Genomic DNA, 22026 nt, shown 5'->3' on the forward strand with positions numbered 1-22026 from the left:
TGCGGCCATGGCTCAGGGCAACGGCACGCTGTCGAGCAGCGCGGCGACCAGGCGCTCGCCATCCCAGCCTTCGGCAGCAGCCTCGTAGCTGGGCAGCACACGGTGGCGCAGCACGTCCGGGGCAACCGCGCGGATATCGTCCGGGGTGACGAAGTCGCGGCCAGCCAACCACGCCCGGGCCCGAGCGCAACGCTCCAGGGCAATGGAACCGCGCGGGCTGGCACCCCAGGCAATGCGCCGTGCCAACGCCGCGTCGTATGCACTGGCATCGCGCGAGGCCAGCACCAGCGCCACCAGGTAACGTTCCAGCTGCGGCGCCATGTGCAATTCCAACACCGCACGGCGTGCCTGCTCGATCTTCTCCAGCGACAGCTTGCGCGCAGGTGCGGCCTTGGGCTGCATCGCCTGCAGGGCACGCTCCCGCGCCAGGCGCAGGATCTCGGTCTCGGCGCTGGCATCGGGGTAACCGATGCGCACATGCATCAGGAAACGGTCCAGCTGCGCCTCCGGCAGCGGGAACGTACCTTCCTGCTCGATTGGATTCTGGGTCGCCATGACCAGGAACACCTGCGGCAGCGCATAGGTGTTGCGACCCACGGTCACCTGCCGCTCGCCCATGGCCTCCAGCAGCGCCGACTGCACCTTGGCCGGCGCGCGGTTGATCTCGTCGGCCAGCAGGATGGGATGGAAGATCGGCCCGGCCTGGAATTCGAAACGCCCTTCCTGGGCGCGCCAGATATCGGTACCGGTCAGGTCGGCCGGCAGCAGGTCCGGGGTGAACTGGATACGCGCGAAGCTGGCATCCACGCGCGAGGCCAAGGCCCGGATCGCGGTGGTCTTGGCCAGGCCCGGCGCGCCCTCCACCAACAGGTGGCCGTCGGCCAGCAGCGCGATCAACAGGCGGTCGATCAGCAGTGACTGGCCGACGATCTCGGCGGCCAGTGCATCGCGCAGCGCGGTGAATTCCTCGTGCAGGGCGCTGGTCACGACCGCTGCGGTGGTCTCGTTGGGCAATTCGGGAGGCAGGTTCATAGGCGCAGTTTGACTGATCCGGCGTGAAATGGTTCCAACAATGGCCAACAACGAAAAAGGGCCGCTTGCGCGGCCCCTTTTCCAAGTGCGGTGAAGATCAGTTCGCGGCCTTGGCCACGCGCAGGATCTTCGGCGTCACGAACACCAGCAGCTCAGCCTTCTCCTTGCTGGTACCGCGCTTCTTGAACAGGTTGCCCAGGAACGGGATATCGCCCAGGAACGGCACCTTGCTCACGCTGCTGCGGTCGGAGAACTCATACACGCCACCGATCACCACGGTCTGGCCATCCTCGACCAGCACGGCGGTATTGATCTCGCGACGGTTGATCGACGGGACCACGCCGTAGCCGTCCAGCTCCAGGAGTTCGTCAACCTCGTCCTTCTTGACGTTCATGTTCAGGAACACACGGTTGTCCATGGTGATCGTCGGGGTCACCTTCAGCTCCAGCAGCACTTCCTTGAACTGGACGCTGGGAGTGGCCGCGGTACCCGCGGTGCCACCGGTGATGGTGACGTAGCCGATTTCCTTACCCTGCTTGATCACGCCTTCACGCTGGTTGGCGGTGACGATGCGCGGATTGGAAATGACTTCGCCACGTCCTTCTTCCTGCAATGCGGACAACTCCAGATCCAAGTTGAAGTTCGCGCCCAGCAACGTGTAGGCCAGGCTCGGCTTGCTGGTACCCGTGGTGAAGCTGCCGGCCGGCAGATTCACGTTGAGCCCGCGCCCCGCGTTGCCGCCCCCGCTTGCACCGCTTCCGATCGTGGCGGTGTTGTCGCCATTGTTGTAATCACGCGTGCCGCCGATGCCGAACTTGGCACCCAGGTCACGTGCAAACGTATCCGAAGCAATGACGATCCGCCCCTCGATCAGCACCTGATCCACCGGACGGTCGATCACGTTGATCAGCTCACGCATCTGCGCGACCTTCTTCGGGATGTCGCTGATCATCAGGGTGTTGGTGCGTTCATCGGCCACCAGACGGCCACGCGGTGACAGGAAGCCATTCTCCTGCGTCCCGTTACCCGCCCCGCCGCTGTTGCCACCGTTCGAGCTACCGATTCCCTTGGCCTCGGTCAGCGCCTTGAAGATGGCTTCGGCGCTGTGGTAGTTGATCTGCACGTAATCGGTGATCAGGTCCTCGCGGTTCTCGATGGCGATACGCGCGTCTTCCTTGTCCTGCTCGAACTTGGCCAGCTCCGGCTGCGGCGCCACCCAGACCACGCCGCCGTCACGACGCTTGTCCAGACCCTTGGCGCGCAGGACGATGTCCAGCGCTTGATCCCACGGCACGTTGACCAGGCGCAAGGTCACGTTGCCCTGCACGGTGTCCGAGGCGACCACGTTGAGGTTGGACTCCTCGGCGATCAGCTGCAGGACCGTGCGCACCGGCACGTCCTGGAAGTTGAAGGTCACCGGACGGCCGCTGTAGCCGCGTGCCGCCACGGTCGCCGCCGCCTGCGCCACGGTCCTGGAGGTCACCGCACCGGTGGCGACATCCTCCTTGCGCGGCGTGATCTCGACCACGTACTCGTTGCCGGTCTGGTAGGCCAGCGATTCATACGGACCATTCGTGCTCAGCACCAGTTGCGAACCATGCCCGGAGGGCTTGGCGTCGATGCGCTGGACCGGTGTCGCGAAGTCGGTGACGTTGAGCGGACGCTGCAGTTCGGCCGGCAGTACCGCGTTGCCAACGTCCACCACGACGTTGCCGCCCTGGTTGCGCAGGTCCGGGCTGGCTCCCTGGCCATCGAACTGCAGGATCAGGCGACCCGCGCCGTCATTACCCCGCTTGAAGTCGATCTTGGTCACGGAAACCGCGGACGTCGCCTGCTGCATGCCGGTGGCCATGCCACCTGCTGCCACCGGCGGCGTGGCCGCGAACGAAGAGCCGCACACCGCAGCCAACGCCACTCCCAGGGCGCAGACGCGGACCAGTGCATGGCGCCGGATGGGACGCAGGCTCAGGGCTTTGGTAAAAGTCATCGTGCTATCCCCTAATCAATCAACGATCGTCCAGTGCGAGCGAGGCTGGACGTTCCAGCCAACCGCCAGCACCGTCCGGCACCAGTTCAATCAGTTCAATCCCGTCTTCGCGCACCGCCGTGACACGGCCATCGCTCTGGCCCATGTACACCCCCGGGCGCACGCGATAGGTGACCTTGTCCGGCCCCATCACCAGGGCAACGATGCCGTTGCCCCCGCCGATGGTGCCGACCATGTCGAGACTGTCCAGCGGATACGCCTCCAGCGGCTCCTTGCGACGGTTCGGATCCGGGCGCAGCTGGTTGCCGCCATCAGCGGACACCCACGCATCACTGAACGGATCGCGCAAGCCCTGCGCGGCGTACTCAAACGTTTCGAACTGCTGCATCACCGGCAGCGGCTCCAGCGGCTCGGCAGGACGTGCACGCACATCCGCCACCCACCTCTCGAGATTCGGCGCCTCACCAGGCGTGCTGCTGATGCCTCGGGCGCAACCGGCCAGGGCCAGCACGCACAGTGCGCCAAGCATGAAGGAAGAAGTCCTGCTCATCGCTTACCTGCCCCCCTTCTTCTTGCCCTTCTCAGCCTCGGCGGCCAGCCGTTCCTGCTCCTCGAGCTCGGTGTCGTCAAGGTAGCGGTAGGTCTTGACCGTACCGGACAACTCCAATGCCCCACCGGGACTGATCACGCCGCTGCCACCCTTGGGTTTCAGGTTGATGTCATGCATGGTCAGGATCACCACGCGCGGCAACGAGGCCACGCCACTGACGAACGCACCGAACTGGTGGTAACTACCGACCAGGCGCAAGGCGATCGGCTTCTCGGCGTAGAACTCCTTCACCGACTCCGCACCCGGCTGGAACAGCTCGTTGTTCAGGCCGCTGGACAGCGCGGTCTGCGACACGTCGATGATCAGGTCCGGCATCTCGGTCTTGCTGGGCAACTGCCGCAGCATCTGCTGCAGCACCTGCTCCATCTGCGCCAACTGCTGCTTCAGCGGCTCGAGATTGGCAGCACGCTGCTGCTCCTTCTCGAAATCGCCGCGCAGGGTACTCTCGCGGCTTTCCAGCGTCGCCAGCTCCTCGCGCTGTCCACTGACCACCAACAGGTAGGCCAGGATCAGGATCAGGAAGGCCAACACCGCGCAGAACACCATCTTCGCGTTGCGCGGCCAATTGCCGATGTTGTTGAAATCCAGGTCTTTGGCGTTGAACTTCTTGCTCACGAGCGGGCCTCCTTCGGAGCAGGGGCAGCCGCCGGAGCGGTCTCGGCCTTCGGCTTGTCTGCCGCGGGTGCGGCAGCCGGCGCGGGGGCTGCTGCCGGTGCGCTGGTCGCTTCCGGGGCGGCCGGCGCAGTGCCTGCCGCGGCGCCACTGGCCTCCACGCCCGTCACCTGCGCCGGATTGGTCTCACCCGGGGCGGGCAGCTTCACACGCAGGGTGAACACGTACGGCAGGGACTTGATATCCACGCCGACGCCACCGCCCTGCTGGGCACGTGCCTCGATGATCGACAGTTCCGGATTGGTCATCCAGCCGGAACCTTCCAGATTGCGCATGTAGGTACTGACGCGCGCATTCGACTGGGTCCGACCTTCCAGGGTCAGCATCTCGCCTTCCTGCTTCAACGCGGTGAGCACCACGCCGTCCGGAATCGTGCGCACCAGCGAATCGAACAGGTGCACCATCTGCGAACGCTTGCCCTGCAGCTCCTCGATCACCGCCTTGCGGGCCAGCAATCGCGCCTTCTGCTTGTCCAGCCGCTCGATTTCCTTGTTCTGCTCCTTGACCTTGGTGATCTCGGCTTCAAGGAACGCGTTGCGGTCATTCTGTCCGCTGATCTGCTGGCTGTAGTAGAACCACAACAGGCCGGACAGGACCACACCGGCCAGCGCGGCGAAGCCGAGCATGCCGTAGAACTCACGCTGCCGTTGCTTGCGACGCTCCTCGCGCCACGGCAGAAGATTGATCCGTGCCATCAGTCGAACCCCCTCATGGCCAGACCGGTCGCGATCATCAGCGCAGGTGCATCCTGGGCCAGTGCGTGTGCCTGCACCTTCGGGCCCAGGGTCATCTGCGACAGCGGGTTGGCCACCGATGTCGCAACGCCCAGCTGCTCTTCAACCATCGTCGGCAGGCCCGGCAACGCGGCACAACCGCCGGCCAGGACCACATGATCGACGCGGTTGAACTCGCTGCCGGCATAGAAGAACTGCAACAGGCGGCTGATCTGCTGCACCGTCGCTTCCTTGAACGGCTCCAGCACCTCGACCTCGTAGCTTTCCGGCAAGCCGCCCTGGCGCTTGGCCAGACCGGCTTCCTCGTAGCTCAGCCCGTAGCGGCGCATCACCTCATCGGTCAGCTGCTTGCCGCCGAAGACCTGCTCGCGGCTGTACAGGCTGCGGCCGCTGCGCAACACGTTGAGGGTGGTCATGGTCGCGCCGATGTCCACCAGGGCCACCACCGCGTCACTGCCCACCGCCAACTCACTGGCCACCAGCGCGTACGCGTTCTCGATGGCGAAGGCCTCCACGTCCATGACCTTGGCGGTCAGGCCGCCAAGTTCCAGCGCGGACTGGCGCAGCTCGACGTTCTCCGAGCGCGACGCGGCCAGCAGCACCTGCACCATCTCGGGATTGTTGGGCACCGCGCCGATCACCTCGAAATCGAGGTTCACTTCGTCGATCGGGTACGGGATGTAGTTCACCGCCTCCAGCTCGACCTGCGCCTCCAGCTCGTCCTCGTCCAGGTCGGCCGGCATCGGGATCACCTTGGTGATCACGGCCGAACCGGCCACGGCAGCCGCAGCGCTCTTGGCCTTGCTGCCTGAACGGGCGACGGCGCGACGAATGGCTTCGCCAACCGCCTCGACTTCGACGATGTTCTTCTCGACCACCGCATTCGGCGGAAGAGGTTCCACGGCGTAGTGTTCCACGCGGAAACGATTACCGCTGCGGGAAAGCTGTAGCAGCTTCACCGCAGTAGAACTGATGTCGACGCCAATGATTGGCGCCTGACTTTTTGGGATAAGCCCCACGGATTCTCCCCTGCCGACGGGCACTTGGACGCAAGTGTTGCGTCCGCGCATTAATAACGGATTTTTCTGAAATGGCAACCATCCCGGGCACGAGACGCGATCCGCATCACACGCTCCGAAGACCCCCTTTGCACTCCCCAAGGATCCGGCCCCAGCCGTTCCCCTGCGTAATCTATACTCTGCGGCCACAAAAACCGCAATTGGGACCTTTGGATGGCACGTTTCCGTCGCTGGCTGCGCTGGCTGCTGGCCCTGTTCGTCGCCTTCGCCCTGATCGGGGTGATCGCCGCCGGAGCGCTCTATTACGTTGTCTCCTCCAAGCTGCCCGACGTCCAGTCGCTGCGTGACGTCGAGCTCCAGGAGCCGATGTATGTCTATGACAGCGAAGGGAAATTGATGGCGGTCTTCGGTGAGACCCGGCGCTATCCCATCCAGATGAAGGACGTCCCCGAGCGCCTGAAGCAGGCGTTCCTGGCCACCGAGGACGCCCGCTTCTACCAGCATGACGGCGTCGACTACAAAGGCGTGGGCCGCGCGATCTGGCTGCTGGCCACCACCGACGCCAAGCGCGTGCCCGGCGGCTCGACCATCACCCAGCAGGTCGCCCGCCAGTTCTTCCTGAGCTCGGAGTACAGCTACACCCGCAAGCTGGCCGAGATCCTGCTGGCCCGCAAGATCGAAAGCGAGCTGAGCAAGGACGAGATCTTCGAGCTTTACCTGAACAAGAGCTTCTTCGGCAATCGCGCCTATGGCATCGGTGCCGCGGCCGAGTACTACTACGGCAAGAAGCTCAACGAACTGGACCTGGATGAGATGGCCTCGCTGGCCGGCATCCCCAAGTTCCCGTCCAGCGGCAACCCGATCAGCAACCCCGAGCGCGCGCGCCAGCGCCGTGACAACTACGTGCTGCAGCGCATGGCCGAGTTGCACTTCATCAGCCAGGCCGAAGCCGACGCGGCCAAGGCCGTGCCGATGCATGCCGCCCCGCATGAGCCGCCGGTGGAGGTCTACGCGCCCTACGTGGCCGAAATGGTCCGCCAGGAGATGATCGCCAAGTACGGCGGCGACGTGCTCAACAAGGGCTACCACGTCACCACGACCATCAATGGCACCTGGCAGGAAGCAGCCAACATCGCCGTGCGCGATGGCCTGATGCTGTATGACCATCGCCATGGCTGGCACGGCGTCGAGCAGCATTTCGATGTCGCCGCCGATGCCGATGCCGCCACCCTCGCCCGCCAGATCGCCGGCATTCCGGCCCAGGCCGGCCTGCTGCCGGCGGTGGTCTCGGCCACGCATGCCGACGGTGGCATCAGCGTGGTGCTGGCCGACCGCACCGAACTGACCCTGCCGGCAGCCGCCAGCCGCTGGACCAACCGCACCCCGGCCAAGCTGGCCACCCGCGGCGACCTGATCCGCGTGCGCGCGGGCAGCAAGGAAGGCGAGTGGCTGATCGACCAGCTCCCACGCGGCCAGGCCGCACTGGTGTCGCTGGACGCCGAGAGCGGCGCGCTGCGCGCCCTGGTCGGTGGCTTCAGCTTCGCCGGCAACAAGTTCAACCGCGCCACCCAGGCCCGCCGCCAGCCCGGCTCGAGCTTCAAGCCGTTCATCTACGCCGCCTCGTTCGACAAGGGCTTCAACCCGGCCTCGATCGTGCTCGACGCACCGGTGGTGTTCCGCGACCGCCGCGGCAAGACCTGGCAGCCGCAGAACGACGGCGGCGGCTTCCGTGGCCCGATGCGCCTGCGCGAGGCACTGGTGCAGTCGCGCAACCTGGTCTCGGTGCGCCTGCTCGACAGCATCGGCGTGGACTATGCGCGCAAGTACATCAGCGAGTTCGGCTTCCAGGAAGCCGAGCTGCCGCCGAACCTGTCGATGTCGCTGGGCACGGCCTCGGTGACGCCGCTGTCGGTGGCGCGCGGCTACGCCGTGTTCGCCAACGGTGGCTCGCGCGTGGATACCTGGGTGATCGATGAGGTCAAGGACCGCGACGGCACCGTGATCTTCAAGGAGAACCCGGCCATGGCCTGCCGCGGCTGCGGCGGCCTCTCCGGCCCGGGCGCCGCGCCGGTCGCGCAGGTGGTGGACGGCTTCAATTTCGGTGCCGAAGCCGCCCCTGCCCCCGCCCCGAAGCCCGACAGCGCCACGCCCGACGCGGTCCAACCGCCGAAGCCGGTCAACCCGGATGCACGCACCGCGCCGCGCGCCATCGACGAACGCACCGCCTACCAGCTGGTATCAATGATGCGTGACGTGGTCCAGCGCGGTACCGGCACTGCGGCCAAGGTCCTGGGCCGCGAGGACGTCGGCGGCAAGACCGGCTCGACCAACGACCACCGCGACGCCTGGTTCTCCGGCTTCGGTGGCCCGTTCGCCACCACCGTGTGGGTGGGCCGCGATGACTTCCGCTCGCTGGGGTACCGCGAATACGGTGGCAAGGCCGCCCTGCCGATCTGGATCGACTACATGCGCGTGGCCCTGAAGGATGCGCCGATCGCGCGCAATGACCCCCCGTCGGGCATGGTGCAGGCCACGCTCAACGGCGCCACAGAATGGGTCAAGAACGAGGACCTGGACCGCATGCAGGAGTTCGACTTCGAGCAGCAGGACCAGAGCGCCGACGACGCCGCGTTCGACATCTTCTGACGCATTGCCGCAGGCGGCGGGACGCACACCCCGCCGCCTGCCTACAATCGGGCCGCACCCACCGGGAGGAGCCCGCGATGCCATCACCCCCACAGAGCGCCCAGCGCAACGCACGTGGCCGCCAGCGGATCGCCCAGGAAGCCGCGCGCCTGATCGCCGAGAGCGGCATCCAGGACTTCGAACACGCACGCCGCAAGGCCGCCAGCCGGCTGGGCATCCACGAAGAAGTACTGTGGCCACGCCTGGCCGATGTCGAGCAGGCGCTGCGCGAGCACCAGCGCCTGTTCGCCTCCACCACCCAGCCGGGCGCGCTGCGGCAACGGCGTGCATCGGCGCTGCAGGCGATGCAGTTCCTGCAGGCGTTCCAGCCGCGCCTGGCCGGCCCGGTACTGACCGGCCTGGCCGGTGACAGCAGCCCGGTCATCCTGCACCTGCACTGCGACGACGCCGAGGCCGTGCAGCACTTCCTGCATGACCAGAAGATTCCCGCCGAGGCACGCGCGTGGCCGCTGCAGCTGGCCGGGCATGCCTCGCGCCAGCATTACCCGGGGTGGGAGTTCGCCGCTGATGGGATTGCCTTCGAGCTGGTGATCCTGCCCGAGGACGCGGTGCGGCAACCGCCAGTATCCGGCGATGACGGCAAACCCCTGCCGCGTGCCACGCTGGCCCAGCTGCGCCAGCTGCTGGCCGACGAGTAGGAGCGCCCTGGGGCGCAAAACCGGAAACCTGCCGGCGCCGGTAATCCCGCGCTCGAGGAACGCCTGGTTCCCGGCAGTGCGTCAGCGGATGCCGTTTCTGCTTCGCCGCTGAAGCCGCTCCTACCGGGACCCCTCGTTGTAGAAGCGCCCGCGGGCGCGAAGCTGGAACGCCCGGCACCCCGGAACACAAAGGCCCCGCATTGCGGGGCCTTTGTCGTCATGGTGCGGCGCATTGCTGCGCCGGTGCCATTACTTGTAGTCGCGCACGTCGTGGCCGGTGTAGACCTGGCGCGGACGGCCGATCTTCATTTCCGGGTCGACCTGCTGTTCCAGCCAATGCGACACCCAGCCGGCGGTGCGGCCGAGGGCGAACATGACGGTGAACATCTCGGTCGGGATCTGCAGCGCCTTGTAGATGATGCCGCTGTAGAAATCGACGTTCGGGTACAGCTTGCGGGCGACGAAGTACTCGTCCTGCAGCGCGGCCTGTTCCAGCTTGACGGCCACGTCCAGCAGCGGATCCTGCACGCCCAGCTGCTTGAGCACCTTGCTGGTCATCTCGCCGATGACCTTGGCGCGCGGGTCGAAGTTCTTGTAGACGCGGTGGCCGAAGCCCATCAGGCGGAAGCCGGAGGTCTTGTCCTTGGCCTTGACCACGGCGGACTCGACGTTGTCGGCGGTGCCGATCTCTTCCAGCATCTTCAGCACGGCTTCGTTGGCGCCGCCGTGTGCCGGGCCCCACAGCGCGGTGACGCCAGCGGCGACCGAGGCGTACGGGTTGGCGCCGGTGGAACCGACCAGACGCACGGTCGAGGTCGAGGCGTTCTGCTCATGGTCGGCGTGCAGGATGAACAGCAGGTCCAGCGCCTTGACCACGTCCTGGTTCAGGTCGTACTTGCCATCGGCCGACTCGAAGGTCTGCTTCAGGAAGCGGCTGACGTAATCCAGCGAGGTGTCCGGGGTGTTGGCCGGCAGGCCCTTGCCATGGCGGTAGATCAGGGCCGACAGGGTCGGCACCTTGGCGATCAGGCGCACGGCGGCCTGGCGGCGCTGCTCGGCGTCGGCCAGGTCCAGCGAGTCGTGGTACTTGGCCGAGAGCTGCGCGATCGAGGCAGCCAGGATCGCCATCGGATGGGCATCCTTGGCGAAGCTGCCGATCAGCGTGTTGATCGAGGCGTCAACGCCGGCTTCGGCGGTGAGTTCGGCTTCGAAGGCCTTCAGCTGGGCGGCGTCCGGGCGCTCGCCATTGATCAGCAGGTAGGCGACTTCGACGAAGCTGGACTTCTCGGCCAGCTGTTCGATCGGGTAACCGCGGTACAGCAGCACGCCATTGTCGCCATCGATGTAGGTGATGGCCGACTTGCAGCTGGCGGTGGCGGTGTAGCCCGAGTCGTAGGTGAAGAGACCGGTTTCCTTGGTCAGCTTCGAGATATCGACACAGTTATTGCCCAGAACGGGTTTGACGACAGGCAGAACGACCGACTTGTCGCCGGCGTTGAGCGTGACCTGATCAAGATCGGACACAGTGTGCGCTCCTCAAGTGGAAGGCGCCGACCATGGATCAGAGAGGTGACCGTGGCCAGACGCGTGAAGGAAATCCGCAGCTTTTCATGCTGTTTCCGGCTGCGGTTGCCACTATTATCGCACAGCAGCAATTCCAGATTGCGCAGACGAAAGTCTTATAGCAGCCCCGGCAATGCGACACAGCGTTATCGGCAATGTCAGTCGGATTGAGCATCGATTCAGCAAGCTGCAGACAGCACAAAACATCGGCCACGCAATGCGCGGCCGATGTTTGTGTGCGTACAACAACAACCAGATTAGCGGGCGTAGCGCTTCTGGAACTTGTCGATACGACCGCTGGTGTCGATGACCTTGTGCTTGCCCGTGTAGAACGGGTGCGAGGCCGAGGAAATTTCGACCTTGATCAGCGGGTAATCTTCACCATCTTCCCACTTGACCGTCTCCTTGGAGGACATGGTCGAACGGGTCAGGAACTTGAAGTCGGAGGTGACGTCGTGGAAAACGACGTTGTGGTAATCGGGATGGATATCGGCCTTCATGGGCTCGCACCGTGTGGGCTGGTGGTCAAGAGCGGCATTATAGTCCCGGCTTGCCTCGGGAGCAAGCCGGGAATTCAACCCGGGTTTCAGGCGCCCAGGGCGCGCTGCACCTGGGCTTCGAACCGCGCCTGGTCGTAGCCGACCAGCAAGGTGGTGTTGTCCGGCGCGCCGGTCTGGCGGTTCCAGTCCACCACGGTCGCACCGCGGGTCCGCGCACCGGTCAGCTCGATCGACAGCGGGCGCTGCTCGAGCTGCGTGGCGCCGTCGGGCTGCAGCGCCCATGCCATGGCCAGGGCATCGGCGGCATACCAGTGCTCGCCGCGGCTGTCTTCCGACCACAGACGCGTCTTGCGCGAGATCAGTTCATAGAAGCGCGCCTTGTCCGAATCGGCGGCCAGCCACGTCTCCACGCTCCGGTGCAGCATGCCGTGGGCGATCGTGGCTTCCCAGTCGGCCACTTCGATATGCGGGAAGCTGGTGAACACGATGTGCGCCGCTTCCGGATCGAAGGCGATGTTGAACTCGGCCACCGGGGTGATGTTGCCGTGACCATTGATGGCACCGCCCATCACCAGGAAGCGCTTCACGCGCTGCGGCAGGGTCGGGTCCAGCTTCAGCGCCAGCGCGATGTTGGTCAGCGGGCCCAGCGCCACCAGCAGCAGCTCGCCGGCGTACTGGTGCGACAGGCGCAGGATCGCCAGCGCGGCATGCTCGGCCTGGACCTGGCATGCGGCATGCGGCAGGTCGACGTCGCCAAAACCATCGCGGCCATGCACGTGGGCGGCGTCCTCGGCCGGGTAGACCAGCGGGTCGGGCGTGCCGGCAAACACCGGCACGTCTTCACGGCCAGCCACTTCGCACAGCTTCAACGCATTGCGCACGGTGTACTCGAGCCCGACGTTGCCGGCCGCTACCGTCAGACCGATCACCTCGTGGCGTTCGTCGGCAAAGGCCATCAACAGCGCCAGCGCGTCGTCCACACCCGGATCGGTATCAATCAGCAACGGTATCTTCTTGCTCATCTTCTGCTTCACTTTGGTTGGCAATGGAGTCTGTCATCTCCTCCATGACAGGGGAAGCACGCGATCAGGCCGATGCGTAGCGCACCGCGCCACCGATCCAGCGCCGGACCACCCGGTCGGCCAGGTCCGGCGACTGCGCCAGCAGGCGCTCGGCCAGGTCGTGAACCGCCGGCAACATGCCCGCATCGCGCGCCAGGTCGGCCACGCGGAACGCGGCCAGGCCGGTCTGGCGGGTGCCCAGCAGTTCGCCGGGACCGCGCAGCTCCAGGTCCTTCTCGGCGATCAGGAAGCCGTCGGCGGTGTGGCGCATGGTTTCAAGCCGTTCCCGCGCCATGTTCGACAGCGGCGCCTGGTACATCAGCACGCAGCTGGAGGCGGTGGCCCCGCGCCCCACCCGCCCGCGCAGCTGGTGCAACTGGGCCAGGCCCAGCCGCTCGGCGTTCTCGATGATCATCAGCGAGGCATTGGGCACGTCCACGCCGACCTCGATCACGGTGGTGGCCACCAACAGGTCGGTCCCGGCGGACTTGAAGGCACGCATGGCCGCCTGCTTCTCGGCCGCCTTCATGCGCCCGTGCACCAGCCCGATGCGCAGTTCCGGCAACTGCGCCGACAGCGCCTCGAAGGTGGCCTGCGCGGCAGTGGCAACGACCTCGTCGCTTTCGTCGATCAACGTGCACACCCAATACACCTGGCGCCCCTGCTGGCAGGCGACACGGATGCGCTCGACCAGCTCGGGACGACGTTCGGCGCTGATCACGATGGTCTGCACCGGCGTGCGCCCGGGGGGCAGCTCGTCGATGGCCGAGACATCCAGGTCCGAATACGCGGCCATGGCCAGCGTGCGCGGGATGGGGGTGGCGGTCATCACCAGCTGGTGCGGCACGACGCCGGCGCTGGCGCCCTTGTCGCGCAGGGCCAGGCGCTGGTGCACGCCGAAGCGGTGCTGCTCGTCGACGATGGCCAGCGCTAGGTCGTTGAACACCACGTTGTCCTGCATCAATGCATGCGTGCCGACCACCACCTGCGCGTGCCCGGAGGCGACGTCCTCCAGCACCTTGTTGCGCGCCTTGCCGGTGACCTTGCCGGCCAGCCACGCGACGCGCACGCCCAACGGCTCCAGCCAGCCACGCAGGTTGGCCAGATGCTGTTCGGCCAGCAGTTCGGTCGGCGCGGCCAGCGCCACCTGCTTGCCGCGTTCCACCGCCAGCATCGCCGCCAGCGCGGCGACCACGGTCTTGCCCGAGCCGACATCACCCTGCACCAGCCGCAACATCGGGTGGGCCCGCGCCAGATCCTTGCGGATCTCGTCGAACACGCGCTGCTGGGCACCGGTCAGCTTGAACGGCAAGGCGTCGAGCAAAGCCTTGACCAGCCCATCACGGCCACGCAGCGACGGCGCGCGATGCTGCTGCAGGGCGATGCGCTGGCGCCGCAGGCTCAGGTGATGGGCCAGCAGTTCCTCCATCGCCAGGCGACGCTGCGCCGGATGCGTCCCGGCGGCCAATGCGGCGATGTCGGCCGTGGCCGGCGGGCGGTGCATGGTCAGCAGGGCGTCGCGTAGCGATGGCAGGTTCAGGCCGGCCAGCAGATCGGCCGGCAGCAGTTCCAGCCGTGCGTCCTCCGGCAGGCGATCCAGCGCCTGCCCGATCAGCTTGCGCAGGCCGGCCGGACCGATGCCTTCCACCGCCGGATATACCGGGTCCAGCGCTTCGCCCAGCCCGGCCTCCTCGGCGTCGCCGAGTACCCGATAGCTGGGATGGACGATTTCCAGCCCGTGCTGCCCGGGGCGCGGCGTGCCATAGCAACGCAGCCGCGTGCCGACGCTGAACTGCGCCACCTGCGCGGCGCGGAAATGGAAGAAGCGCAGCACCAGCGTGCCGCCAGAATCATCGCCGATGGCCACGCGCAGCATCGGCCGGTAGCGGAAACCACGCTCCACCGCCTCCACCCTGCCCTCCACCTGCGCGGCCAGGCCCGCCTTCAACGCGCGGATCGGCAGCAGCGTGGTGCGGTCCTCGTAGCGCAGCGGCAGGTGCAGCCACAGGTCCTGCAGCGTGGTCAGCCCCCGCGCCTCCAGCTTGGCGGCCACCCGCGGTCCGACGCCGGCAAGGCGGCTGAGCGGTTCGGTGGACAGGTCAAGGGATACGGCGTCACGACGGGCAGACATGTGACAAGGATGCCGTCATGTGCCCAAAACAGAAACCCCGGCCGCGGTGGGCGCCGGGGTTTCCTTCCCCTTGCAGCGTTGGAAGTCCGAGGTGAAAGGTGGGATGAGGGCTGTGTCTGGGCGCCTTCGGGGGACCTGCCTGTCCCCCTGCCCTCATCCCGGCCCTTCTCCCGTGCACGGGAGAAGGGCTTGGAACGCCTAGAACTTCACGGTCATTTCCAGACCGTAGGTGCGCGGATCGGTGATGGTCGCGCCGACCACGCCCAGCGGGCCACGGCCGTAGGTGTTCAGGCCGCGCACGTACTGCTTGTCGAACACATTGTTGGCGTACACCGCCCAGTTGAAGTGGCCCAGCGGCGAGGTCCAGGCGATGCGTGCATCCGTGCGTTGCCGCGATTGGCCCACGTTGAGCAGCCTGCTGATGCCGCAGTCACCCTGCAGGTCGGAGGCCTCGTTGCAACGCTGTGCGCCGCGGTACGCCTGCCGGACCGAGAAGCGCAGCTGGCCGTTGCCACCGAGATCAGCCTGGTATGCGGCACCGGCCGAAGCGGTGAAGCGCGGTTCGCCGGTCGGCTCGCCGTCCAGGTCGACCCCCTCGGGCGTCACGTAGTTCTTATACTTGGAGTCGATCCACTCGGCCTGCGCATCCAGGCTGAAGGCATCGGTGACTTTCCAGCGCATGTCGAAGTCCACGCCGGTCGCCTCCAGGTCACCGGTGTCGAAGACGTAGCGCGGGATATCGACCGGGTTGTTCGGGTCCGGGTCGACCAGGCGGATGGCCTGGCGGTTGTCATAGCGGTAGTGGAAGACCGAGGCGTTGTACGAGAAGCGGGCGAAGCTCTGCTTGATGCCCATCTCCAGGTTCCACACGTCCTCGTTCTCGAACGCCGGGCCGATCTGCAGCGCGTTGAAGCCACCGGCCTTGTAGCCCTTGGCCAGCGACGCGAACACCATGGTGTCGTCATTGACGTGGTAGTCGATGACGAAGCGCGGGCTCCAGTCGCTCCAGCGCTTCTTGTCGCGGACCAGCTTGCCCTTGTTGACCATCGCCGGCGCATCGATGAAGGCCATGTCGAAGGTCAGCAGTTCACGGGTGATCGGAACGCCCATGCCGGCCAGCGCCTGGAAGAAGCCCAGCGCCTCCAGCGTGTCCAGCTTGGCCTCCAGGCCGGGCGCGTTGCGCGGCGTGTTGAGCCAGGTGAAGTCCTTCTCGTCGCGCGTGTAGCGCAGGCCGAAGGTCAGGTTGAGGCGGTCGGTGGCCTTCCAGATCACGTCACCGAACACCGCATAGGACGTGGTGTCGAGCGTGTTGAGGAAGCGCTCGTTCCACTTTTCGCCCACCAGCGAGATCGGGATGCCGTTCATCTGCGCCAGCATCGAGGTGAAGCCGAACAGGCTGCCGTCGGGCGTGGGGGCGATGCCCATGTTGCGGACGATGTTGTCCACCGCCTCGGTGTTGGTATTGACCTCGCTGGTCTGGCGCGCGTCCTCGTTGAAGTAGCTGGCGCCGGCCACCCAGTCGATGTGGTCGTTGCTGCCGGAGAACTTGAACTCCTGGTAGAAGGTCTCGTTGCTCTCGGTGTTCTTCGAGTCCACGTACAGGTCGGCGCGGTTGGTCCCGTCCTCCTCGGTGTGGTTTGTCGAGTCGTACTTGCGCCAGGAACTGGTCGAGGTGAAATTGCCCCAGGCCAGCGCATGGTCGACGATCAGGGTCACGCCATCGAACGTGCGCCATTCGGCATTGTCGGCATCGCTGTAGGTCTTGACCTTGCGCGGGTCCAGGTAGTCGTTGGGATCCACTGGCACGGTGGGGCGTGCCGGGTAGTCCGGCAGGGCCACGATGCCGGTGGTGACGCGGCCATTCTGGTCCAGGCTTTCATGGTCCCAGGTGATGTAGGCGGTGGTGTTGTCGCCAAAGCGCGACTGCCAGGCCGCGCGCGTGGCCCAGACATTGTCCCCGCCCAGGTCCTTGCCGGTGGCACCGTCCTGGAACCAGCCATCGCTGGTATTGATCAGGGCGTTGAAGCGCAGCGCCGAGTTGTCACCGGTGGGAATGTTCCACATCGCATCGGCGTACTTCTTGCCGTAGTTGCCGACCCGCACCGTCGCGCGCGCTTCCACGTCGGCCTGTGGCCGGCGGGTGATCAGCGAGATCGCACCGGCGGCGGTGTTGCGGCCGAACAGCGTGCCCTGCGGGCCCTTCAGTACTTCGATGCGCTCAACGTCGACGAACGGCAACAGCACCCCGCCGCCGCGCCCCCCGTACACGCCGTCGACGAAGATGCCCACGGCCGGATCGGTGCCGATGCCGAAATCGTCGGTTTCCACGCCGCGCAGCCGGAACGAAGGCTGGGTCGGCTGTACCGCATCGATCACCAGGCCCGGCACGAAGGCGTCGATGTCACCCAGGTTCTCGGCGGCCACGTCGCTGAGCAGGTTCTGGTCGACCACCTGCAGGGCGATCGGTACGTCCTGGATCTCCTGCTGGCGGCTCTGCGCGGTGACCGTGATCCGGTCCAGCGTGGTCGCCGCGTCCTCCGTCGCCGATTGCGCCATGGCCGTACCGGCCGTCCCCAGCACCACCAGCCCGGCCATCGCCCGCTGCAGCCCTGTCACCAGACTCCGTTGTTTCACTCGCATCGCCTCTCTCCCAGCAGTGGGTGAAACCGACCTCAACCGGCCGGCGGTCCCGTCGTGTTGACCGGCCCCGCGCCGGCCGTCGTATCGCAACTACCTTCAAGCCCATTGATCCATTGCCGGATCAATGCCAGACCTTCCTTGTGCACCACCGCCCTGCCCAGCTCCGGCATCATCACCGCCGGATCGTCGCTGTCCATGCGGAAGGCGATGATCGAGGCATCGGCGTCACCGGGCAGCACGTCATACAACCGGTTGCCGGTGCCCTTGCCGGCGGCGATGGGCTGCTTGCACAGGCCGAGTTTCAGGTGATCGCGGGTGGGCGCGTCCAGCCACAGCCCGGAGGTGATCGCCGGGCCGGTGCGGCTGTGGCAATGCCCGCAGTTCACGTCCAGATAGGCGCGTGCACGCGCATCCAGCGATGCCTGCGGATCGGTGGCATCGGCGGCCCGTGGTGCCTGCGCCGGGGCCGGCGCGCCCTGCAGGTAACCCACCCGTGCCAGGTGCGCCAACTGGTTCTCGCGCCCCCCGGCGTAGTCGAAGTCACGGTTGAGGTTCCGGGCCTTGGGACCGATCGGCAGCAACTTGCGCGACCGGTTGTCGGTGATGTGGCAGCCGCCGCATTGATTCTGGTCCGGGACCTGGTAGCTCAGCGCCTCGCGCGCGCCGGCCGCGTCCACCAGCTCCAGTTCAACCGTATCGCCGGTGCGCTTGAGCGTGGCAACGGTCTGCTCGCGGTTCCATACATATGGCAACGCCACCCAGCCCTGTTGGCGATGCACCAGCAGCCGCGTTTCGATCAGGCGCACCCTGGACAGGTCCAGTGCCTCACCCTGCAACGAGGACTGCGAGGGCGGCGTGCGCGCCACCGCCATGGCATCAGCGCCGTCCCCTTCCGGCAGCGGGTAGTAGAACGTCTTGCTGAGGATGGTGCCGACCGGGAAATCGAAGGCATTCTCCGGCTGATAGCCGGCGGCCTTTCCTTCCGGCATCCACACCGTGCGCAGCTTGTGCGCGTAATCGCTGAACAACGGGGTGTTCAGGTCATACGGCACCACCCCGTCATTGAGTCGCAGCTTGCCCCCCTCGACCCGCAGCACGTGCCACTGGTCCAGCGTCGCAGGCTGGCCCTCGTCGAAGAAATGCACCGCCGGCTTGCCGCTGCACCCCACCAGGGCCAGCAGTACGCCGATCATCATGCCTACCCGCACACGCATCGCACGCATCGGTCGTCCTCAACCCCGCTTCAGGTCGATTGCCGGCAGGCGCGGCAATTCGCAATCGAACGGCTTGAGGTCCTTGCTCGGATTCTTGTAGCCCCCGGGGCCATCGGCGTTGATCACGCCGTTGACGTCGCGCAGGCAGATCTGCGGGCCCATCCGGACCCCGTCGACCACCCGGTTGGCATTGAAGTAGCCATCCCACAACACGTCCGGGAAGTTGCCGGTCAGGCCGAAGGTGGCGACCTTCAGCGCCTTCAGGTCCAGGCCATCGGGGGAATCACCGCCGCCGGACAGCGTGTTGTTGTGGATGTAGATGCGCTCGGGGTAGGGGTCGAAGCTGGCCGACGCGCTGCTGTCCTTGTAGCCGGTGGAATAGACGCTGGAGACGATGATGTTGGCGGTGGCGTTGTCGCGTATCTCGTTGTCGAACACCTCGATGTCATCGTTGGAATTGATGACCACCCCCGAACCGGCCGGCACGCTGGCCACCGGCGTGCCCTTGGCACCGAAGTTGGCGTGGTTGTTGGCGATGACCTTGTTGTTGAACACGCGGATGTTGGCGCCCTGCTGCGACAGCCCGGGCATGTTGAACACCAGGATGCCGCCGGTGTTGCCGGTGGCCACGTTGTTGTAGACATCGGCGTTGCGGGTGTTCTCCACCTCGATGCCGGCCACGTTCTGCTCGGCGCGGCTGTCGCGCACGATCACCCCGTCGGACTGGCCGATGTAGATGCCCGCATCGGATGCACCGATGGAGATGGTGTTCTCGATCAGCACGTCCTTGGTCAGCACCGGGTAGATGCCGTAGGCACCGTTCTTGGTGCTCGGCCCGCCGGTCCACTGCACCTTGATGCCGCGGATGGTGATGTGCTCGGACTCGCTGATCTTCAGGCCGTCGCCCCTGGAGTCCTCGATGGTGAGGTTCTCGATGGTGAAGTTGTCACCATTGACCAGCAGCCCTTCGGCACCGGCCTTCTGCCCCTTGAAGCTGAGCACGGTCTTGTCCATGCCGGCGCCGCGCAGGGTCACCCCATCGGCGCGCAGGGTCAGGCTGCGCTCGAACTGGTGCCGGCCGGCCGGGATCTCGATCACGTCCCCGGGCTTGGCGTCGAGCAGGCGTTCCTGCAGGCTGGCCGCAAATGCCCCATCGGCGGCGGCCACGGCCGGACCCGGCTCGGCCTGCTTCTGGCAACCGGACGCCAGCACCGCCACTGCGGCTGCCACCGCCCATTTATTGCTGCGCTGCATGATTCGGCCTCCCATACGCCGCCAGATGTTGCCGCAGTCTGGCTTTCAGCCAGTGTTCACGCGAAGGGCAGGAGCGGCATACTTGGGGGGGCAAAGCGGACAAGCTGGAGGGAGCTTCGATGCATCGCAGATCCGGGGACCGGCTGGCCATCGCCGATGTCCCCACCAACATGCTGTGTGGCCTGTTGCTGATGGGCCGCGAACTGGGCGTCAACAGCGAGAGCTGGCTGGCCGGCCTGCGCCTGAGCGTCACGCAGCTGGACGACCCGCGCACGCGCATTTCCTACCGGCAGGCGATCGAGGTCATCCGCCGCGCCCTGCCCACGCTTCCCATCGACGGCGTCGGACTGGCGATGGGCAGCAGCCAGAACGGCGGCAACTTCGGCCTGCTCGGGCTGGCGATGAAGACCGCGCGCACTTTCGGCGATGCGGTGCGCATCGGCCTGGACTACCAGCGCAACCTGGGCCCATTGATGACATTGAGCCTGCATGAGCACGATGCCCAGACCCTGGCACTGGTGGCCACCGCGCCGGAGGAATCACATGACCTGTTGCCATTCCTGTGCGAGGAGTTGTTCTCCAGCGTGCTGATGCTGGGCCGTGAACTGGCCGGCGAGCGCTTCAGTCCGCTCTGGATGGAGCTGGGTTATCCCGCGCCCGGCTACGCGGCCCAGTACGCAACGCTGTTCCGCTGCGAGGTCCGCTTCGAGCAGGCGCGGCATGCGGTGTTGCTCGACCGGCGCTGGATGGACCTGCCTTTCGCCAGCTACAACCCGGTGACCTCGCAGCAGGCCCTGGCGTTGTGCCATGGCCAGCTCGCCAGCCTGTCGATGCGCGGCGAGACCACCGCGGCGGTGGAGCGGCTGCTGCGCCCGCAGTTGCGGGACAACCCGCAGATGAGCGATGTGGCCCTGGCCCTGCACCTGAGCGAACGCACGTTGCGCCGGCAGTTGGCCGAGGAGGAAACCTCCTTCAGCGAGGTACACGACCGCATCCGCACCGAACGGGCCCTGGAACTGCTGCAGGATCCCGAACTGGGCATCGCCGCGATCGGCAACCAGCTCGGCTTCAACGACGCGCGTGAGTTCCGTCGCGCCTTCAAGCGTTGGACCGGGCAGACGCCGAGCCAGACCCGGCGTCCCCTGGCCTGAGGGCCTGCACGCAGGCCCCCGCTGGCCGCTGGATTACTCCAGCACCATGATGGCGTCGACTTCGAACGCGGCGCCCTTCGGCAGGCCCGACACTTCGATGGTCGAACGGGCCGGGAACGGCGCCTGGAAGTACTCCTGCATCACCGCGTTGACCTTGGCGAACTCGCCCAGGTCGGTCAGGTACAGGCCCAGGCGCACCATCTTGTCCAGCGAACCGCCGGCTTCCTCGGCCACGGCCTTGAGGTTGTCGAACGCACGACGGGCCTGTGCGGTCACGTCGCCGGCGACGATGTCACCGGTGGCCGGGTCCAGCGGGATCTGGCCGGAGAAGTAGACGGTGTTGCCGGCACGCACGGCCTGCGAGTACGGGCCGATGGCGGCCGGGGCGTTGGCGGTGTTGATGATCTGGCGGGACATGGGCAGCTCCACATGGGAAAAAGGTCGGCCATTGTAACGTCGGCCCATGACGGCCCACTCATCACCCGCGCAATGGCCGGTTCATGCACATGGACAATTCTTCACCACACGCTGCAGAGCCTTGCAGCGCAAGGGCCGTGCACGCTTATCCACAGGTTCCACCCGGGGTGCCGCACACGCGTTGTGGAAAAAAGCCGCTCCGGCCCGCATCCGCCGCGCGTGGCACGGTGCTACCGGTGGGCGGGATGCCGCGCAGGCGGAGGTGGAGCCCCCTGGCCAAACCAATTTGACGCGCGATGCTGAGGACGCCGGGATTGCGCCCCTGCCTATGGCGTCGTCCGGCTGGACAAATCTTCACCACACGTTGCGAAGCCTTGGGACACAAGGGCTGCGCACCCTTATCCACAAGTTCTCCGTGCAGTGCCGCACACCGGTTGTGGAAAAGCGGTTCGGGCCTGCATTCGCCACGCACGGCTCGGCGCTACCGGCGCATGGTGACCACGCAGGCCGGGCTGGACAAATCTTCACCACACGTTGCGAAGCCTTGGGGCACAAGGGCTGCGCGCCCTTATCCACAAGTTCTCCGTGCAGTGCCGCACACCGGTTGTGGAAAAGCGCTTCCGGCCTGCATTCGCCAATGCATGACCCGGCGCTAACGGCATATGAGGGCTGCATGGAAGGGATGCGCTCCCCGCCA

Annotated in this window: 17 protein-coding genes; 3 read left to right on the plus strand and 14 right to left on the minus strand. The window is 66.2% G+C overall.

All coding sequences use genetic code 11. The features are described from left to right. Positions 1–12: 12 nt before the first annotated feature. From AC06FE_RS07660 to AC06FE_RS07685, 6 genes are all read right to left on the minus strand, one after another. Complete coding sequence (locus AC06FE_RS07660) at positions 13–1032, minus strand: AAA family ATPase (protein ID WP_192287512.1); 1020 nt, start codon at positions 1030–1032, stop codon at positions 13–15. A gap of 97 nt (positions 1033–1129) precedes the next feature. Next, complete coding sequence (locus AC06FE_RS07665) at positions 1130–3019, minus strand: type IV pilus secretin PilQ (protein ID WP_192287513.1); 1890 nt, start codon at positions 3017–3019, stop codon at positions 1130–1132. 19 nt (positions 3020–3038) lie between these two features. After that, positions 3039–3569, minus strand: a complete 531-nt coding sequence (locus AC06FE_RS07670; RefSeq protein ID WP_132865454.1) for a pilus assembly protein PilP — start codon at positions 3567–3569, stop codon at positions 3039–3041. A gap of 3 nt (positions 3570–3572) precedes the next feature. After that, on the minus strand, positions 3573–4244 hold the full coding sequence (locus tag AC06FE_RS07675; protein WP_243694036.1) for a type IV pilus inner membrane component PilO: 672 nt from the start codon (positions 4242–4244) through the stop codon (positions 3573–3575). Next, a complete protein-coding gene (locus AC06FE_RS07680) occupies positions 4241–4996 on the minus strand; it encodes a PilN domain-containing protein (RefSeq protein ID WP_192287515.1) in 756 nt (251 codons plus the stop codon). The genes AC06FE_RS07675 and AC06FE_RS07680 overlap by 4 nt, the downstream gene beginning before the upstream one ends. Then, positions 4996–6054, minus strand: a complete 1059-nt coding sequence (locus tag AC06FE_RS07685) for a pilus assembly protein PilM (protein WP_132865456.1) — start codon at positions 6052–6054, stop codon at positions 4996–4998. The genes AC06FE_RS07680 and AC06FE_RS07685 overlap by 1 nt, the downstream gene beginning before the upstream one ends. Positions 6055–6267: 213 nt before the next feature. On the opposite strand from AC06FE_RS07685, the gene AC06FE_RS07690 reads away from it, so the two are divergent. Both AC06FE_RS07690 and AC06FE_RS07695 read left to right on the plus strand, forming a co-directional pair. Then, positions 6268–8700 carry a penicillin-binding protein 1A gene (locus AC06FE_RS07690; RefSeq protein WP_478072717.1) on the plus strand — a complete coding sequence of 811 codons (2433 nt, stop codon included), beginning with the start codon at positions 6268–6270 and terminating at the stop codon, positions 8698–8700. Positions 8701–8777: 77 nt separating this feature from the next. Further along, positions 8778–9398 carry a hypothetical protein gene (locus AC06FE_RS07695; protein ID WP_478072718.1) on the plus strand — a complete coding sequence of 207 codons (621 nt, stop codon included), beginning with the start codon at positions 8778–8780 and terminating at the stop codon, positions 9396–9398. Positions 9399–9647: 249 nt separating this feature from the next. On the opposite strand, the gene AC06FE_RS07700 is transcribed toward AC06FE_RS07695, so the two are convergent. From AC06FE_RS07700 to AC06FE_RS07730, 7 genes are all read right to left on the minus strand, one after another. Then, on the minus strand, positions 9648–10922 hold the full coding sequence (locus AC06FE_RS07700) for a citrate synthase (RefSeq protein WP_132865459.1): 1275 nt from the start codon (positions 10920–10922) through the stop codon (positions 9648–9650). A 296-nt stretch (positions 10923–11218) separates the two neighbouring features. Continuing rightward, on the minus strand, positions 11219–11461 hold the full coding sequence (locus AC06FE_RS07705) for a type B 50S ribosomal protein L31 (RefSeq protein ID WP_132865460.1): 243 nt from the start codon (positions 11459–11461) through the stop codon (positions 11219–11221). 86 nt (positions 11462–11547) lie between these two features. Further along, a complete protein-coding gene (locus AC06FE_RS07710; RefSeq protein ID WP_192287519.1) occupies positions 11548–12483 on the minus strand; it encodes a nucleoside hydrolase in 936 nt (311 codons plus the stop codon). Positions 12484–12547: 64 nt separating this feature from the next. Further along, positions 12548–14653 carry an ATP-dependent DNA helicase RecG gene (gene recG / locus AC06FE_RS07715; protein ID WP_478072719.1) on the minus strand — a complete coding sequence of 702 codons (2106 nt, stop codon included), beginning with the start codon at positions 14651–14653 and terminating at the stop codon, positions 12548–12550. A 198-nt stretch (positions 14654–14851) separates the two neighbouring features. Continuing rightward, positions 14852–17269, minus strand: a complete 2418-nt coding sequence (locus tag AC06FE_RS07720) for a TonB-dependent receptor (RefSeq protein ID WP_478072720.1) — start codon at positions 17267–17269, stop codon at positions 14852–14854. A 56-nt stretch (positions 17270–17325) separates the two neighbouring features. Further along, positions 17326–18516: an SO2930 family diheme c-type cytochrome gene (locus tag AC06FE_RS07725; RefSeq protein ID WP_478072721.1), complete on the minus strand. Its 1191-nt coding sequence runs from the start codon at positions 18514–18516 to the stop codon at positions 17326–17328. Positions 18517–18525: 9 nt separating this feature from the next. Further along, positions 18526–19761 (minus strand): parallel beta-helix domain-containing protein, encoded by a 1236-nt coding sequence (locus AC06FE_RS07730; RefSeq protein ID WP_478072722.1) that lies wholly within the window; start codon positions 19759–19761, stop codon positions 18526–18528. A 119-nt stretch (positions 19762–19880) separates the two neighbouring features. Between AC06FE_RS07730 and AC06FE_RS07735 the strand changes: the two genes are divergently transcribed. Next, the gene (locus tag AC06FE_RS07735) at positions 19881–20912 is read left to right on the plus strand and encodes an AraC family transcriptional regulator (RefSeq protein ID WP_313252005.1); all 1032 of its coding nucleotides are present in this window, start codon (positions 19881–19883) and stop codon (positions 20910–20912) included. Positions 20913–20945: 33 nt separating this feature from the next. Here the strand turns inward: AC06FE_RS07735 and AC06FE_RS07740 are convergent, their stop codons facing one another. Continuing rightward, the gene (locus AC06FE_RS07740) at positions 20946–21329 is read right to left on the minus strand and encodes a RidA family protein (RefSeq protein ID WP_132865465.1); all 384 of its coding nucleotides are present in this window, start codon (positions 21327–21329) and stop codon (positions 20946–20948) included. Positions 21330–22026: the final 697 nt, after the last annotated feature.

It is taken from the genome of Stenotrophomonas sp. Steno-C18 (assembly GCF_056393195.1).

Bases quoted from the DNA above. Each gene is read 5' to 3' on its own strand.
- AC06FE_RS07660 (WP_192287512.1), bottom strand. From the start codon at position 1,032: ATGAACCTGCCTCCCGAATTGCCCAACGAGACCACCGCAGCGGTCGTG.
- AC06FE_RS07665 (WP_192287513.1), bottom strand. From the start codon at position 3,019: ATGACTTTTACCAAAGCCCTGAGCCTGCGTCCCATCCGGCGCCATGCA.
- AC06FE_RS07670 (WP_132865454.1), bottom strand. From the start codon at position 3,569: ATGAGCAGGACTTCTTCCTTCATGCTTGGCGCACTGTGCGTGCTGGCC.
- AC06FE_RS07680 (WP_192287515.1), bottom strand. From the start codon at position 4,996: ATGGCACGGATCAATCTTCTGCCGTGGCGCGAGGAGCGTCGCAAGCAA.
- AC06FE_RS07690 (WP_478072717.1), top strand. From the start codon at position 6,268: ATGGCACGTTTCCGTCGCTGGCTGCGCTGGCTGCTGGCCCTGTTCGTC.
- AC06FE_RS07695 (WP_478072718.1), top strand. From the start codon at position 8,778: ATGCCATCACCCCCACAGAGCGCCCAGCGCAACGCACGTGGCCGCCAG.
- AC06FE_RS07705 (WP_132865460.1), bottom strand. From the start codon at position 11,461: ATGAAGGCCGATATCCATCCCGATTACCACAACGTCGTTTTCCACGAC.
- AC06FE_RS07710 (WP_192287519.1), bottom strand. From the start codon at position 12,483: ATGAGCAAGAAGATACCGTTGCTGATTGATACCGATCCGGGTGTGGAC.
- recG (WP_478072719.1), bottom strand. From the start codon at position 14,653: ATGTCTGCCCGTCGTGACGCCGTATCCCTTGACCTGTCCACCGAACCG.
- AC06FE_RS07725 (WP_478072721.1), bottom strand. From the start codon at position 18,516: ATGCGTGCGATGCGTGTGCGGGTAGGCATGATGATCGGCGTACTGCTG.
- AC06FE_RS07730 (WP_478072722.1), bottom strand. From the start codon at position 19,761: ATGCAGCGCAGCAATAAATGGGCGGTGGCAGCCGCAGTGGCGGTGCTG.
- AC06FE_RS07735 (WP_313252005.1), top strand. From the start codon at position 19,881: ATGCATCGCAGATCCGGGGACCGGCTGGCCATCGCCGATGTCCCCACC.
- AC06FE_RS07740 (WP_132865465.1), bottom strand. From the start codon at position 21,329: ATGTCCCGCCAGATCATCAACACCGCCAACGCCCCGGCCGCCATCGGC.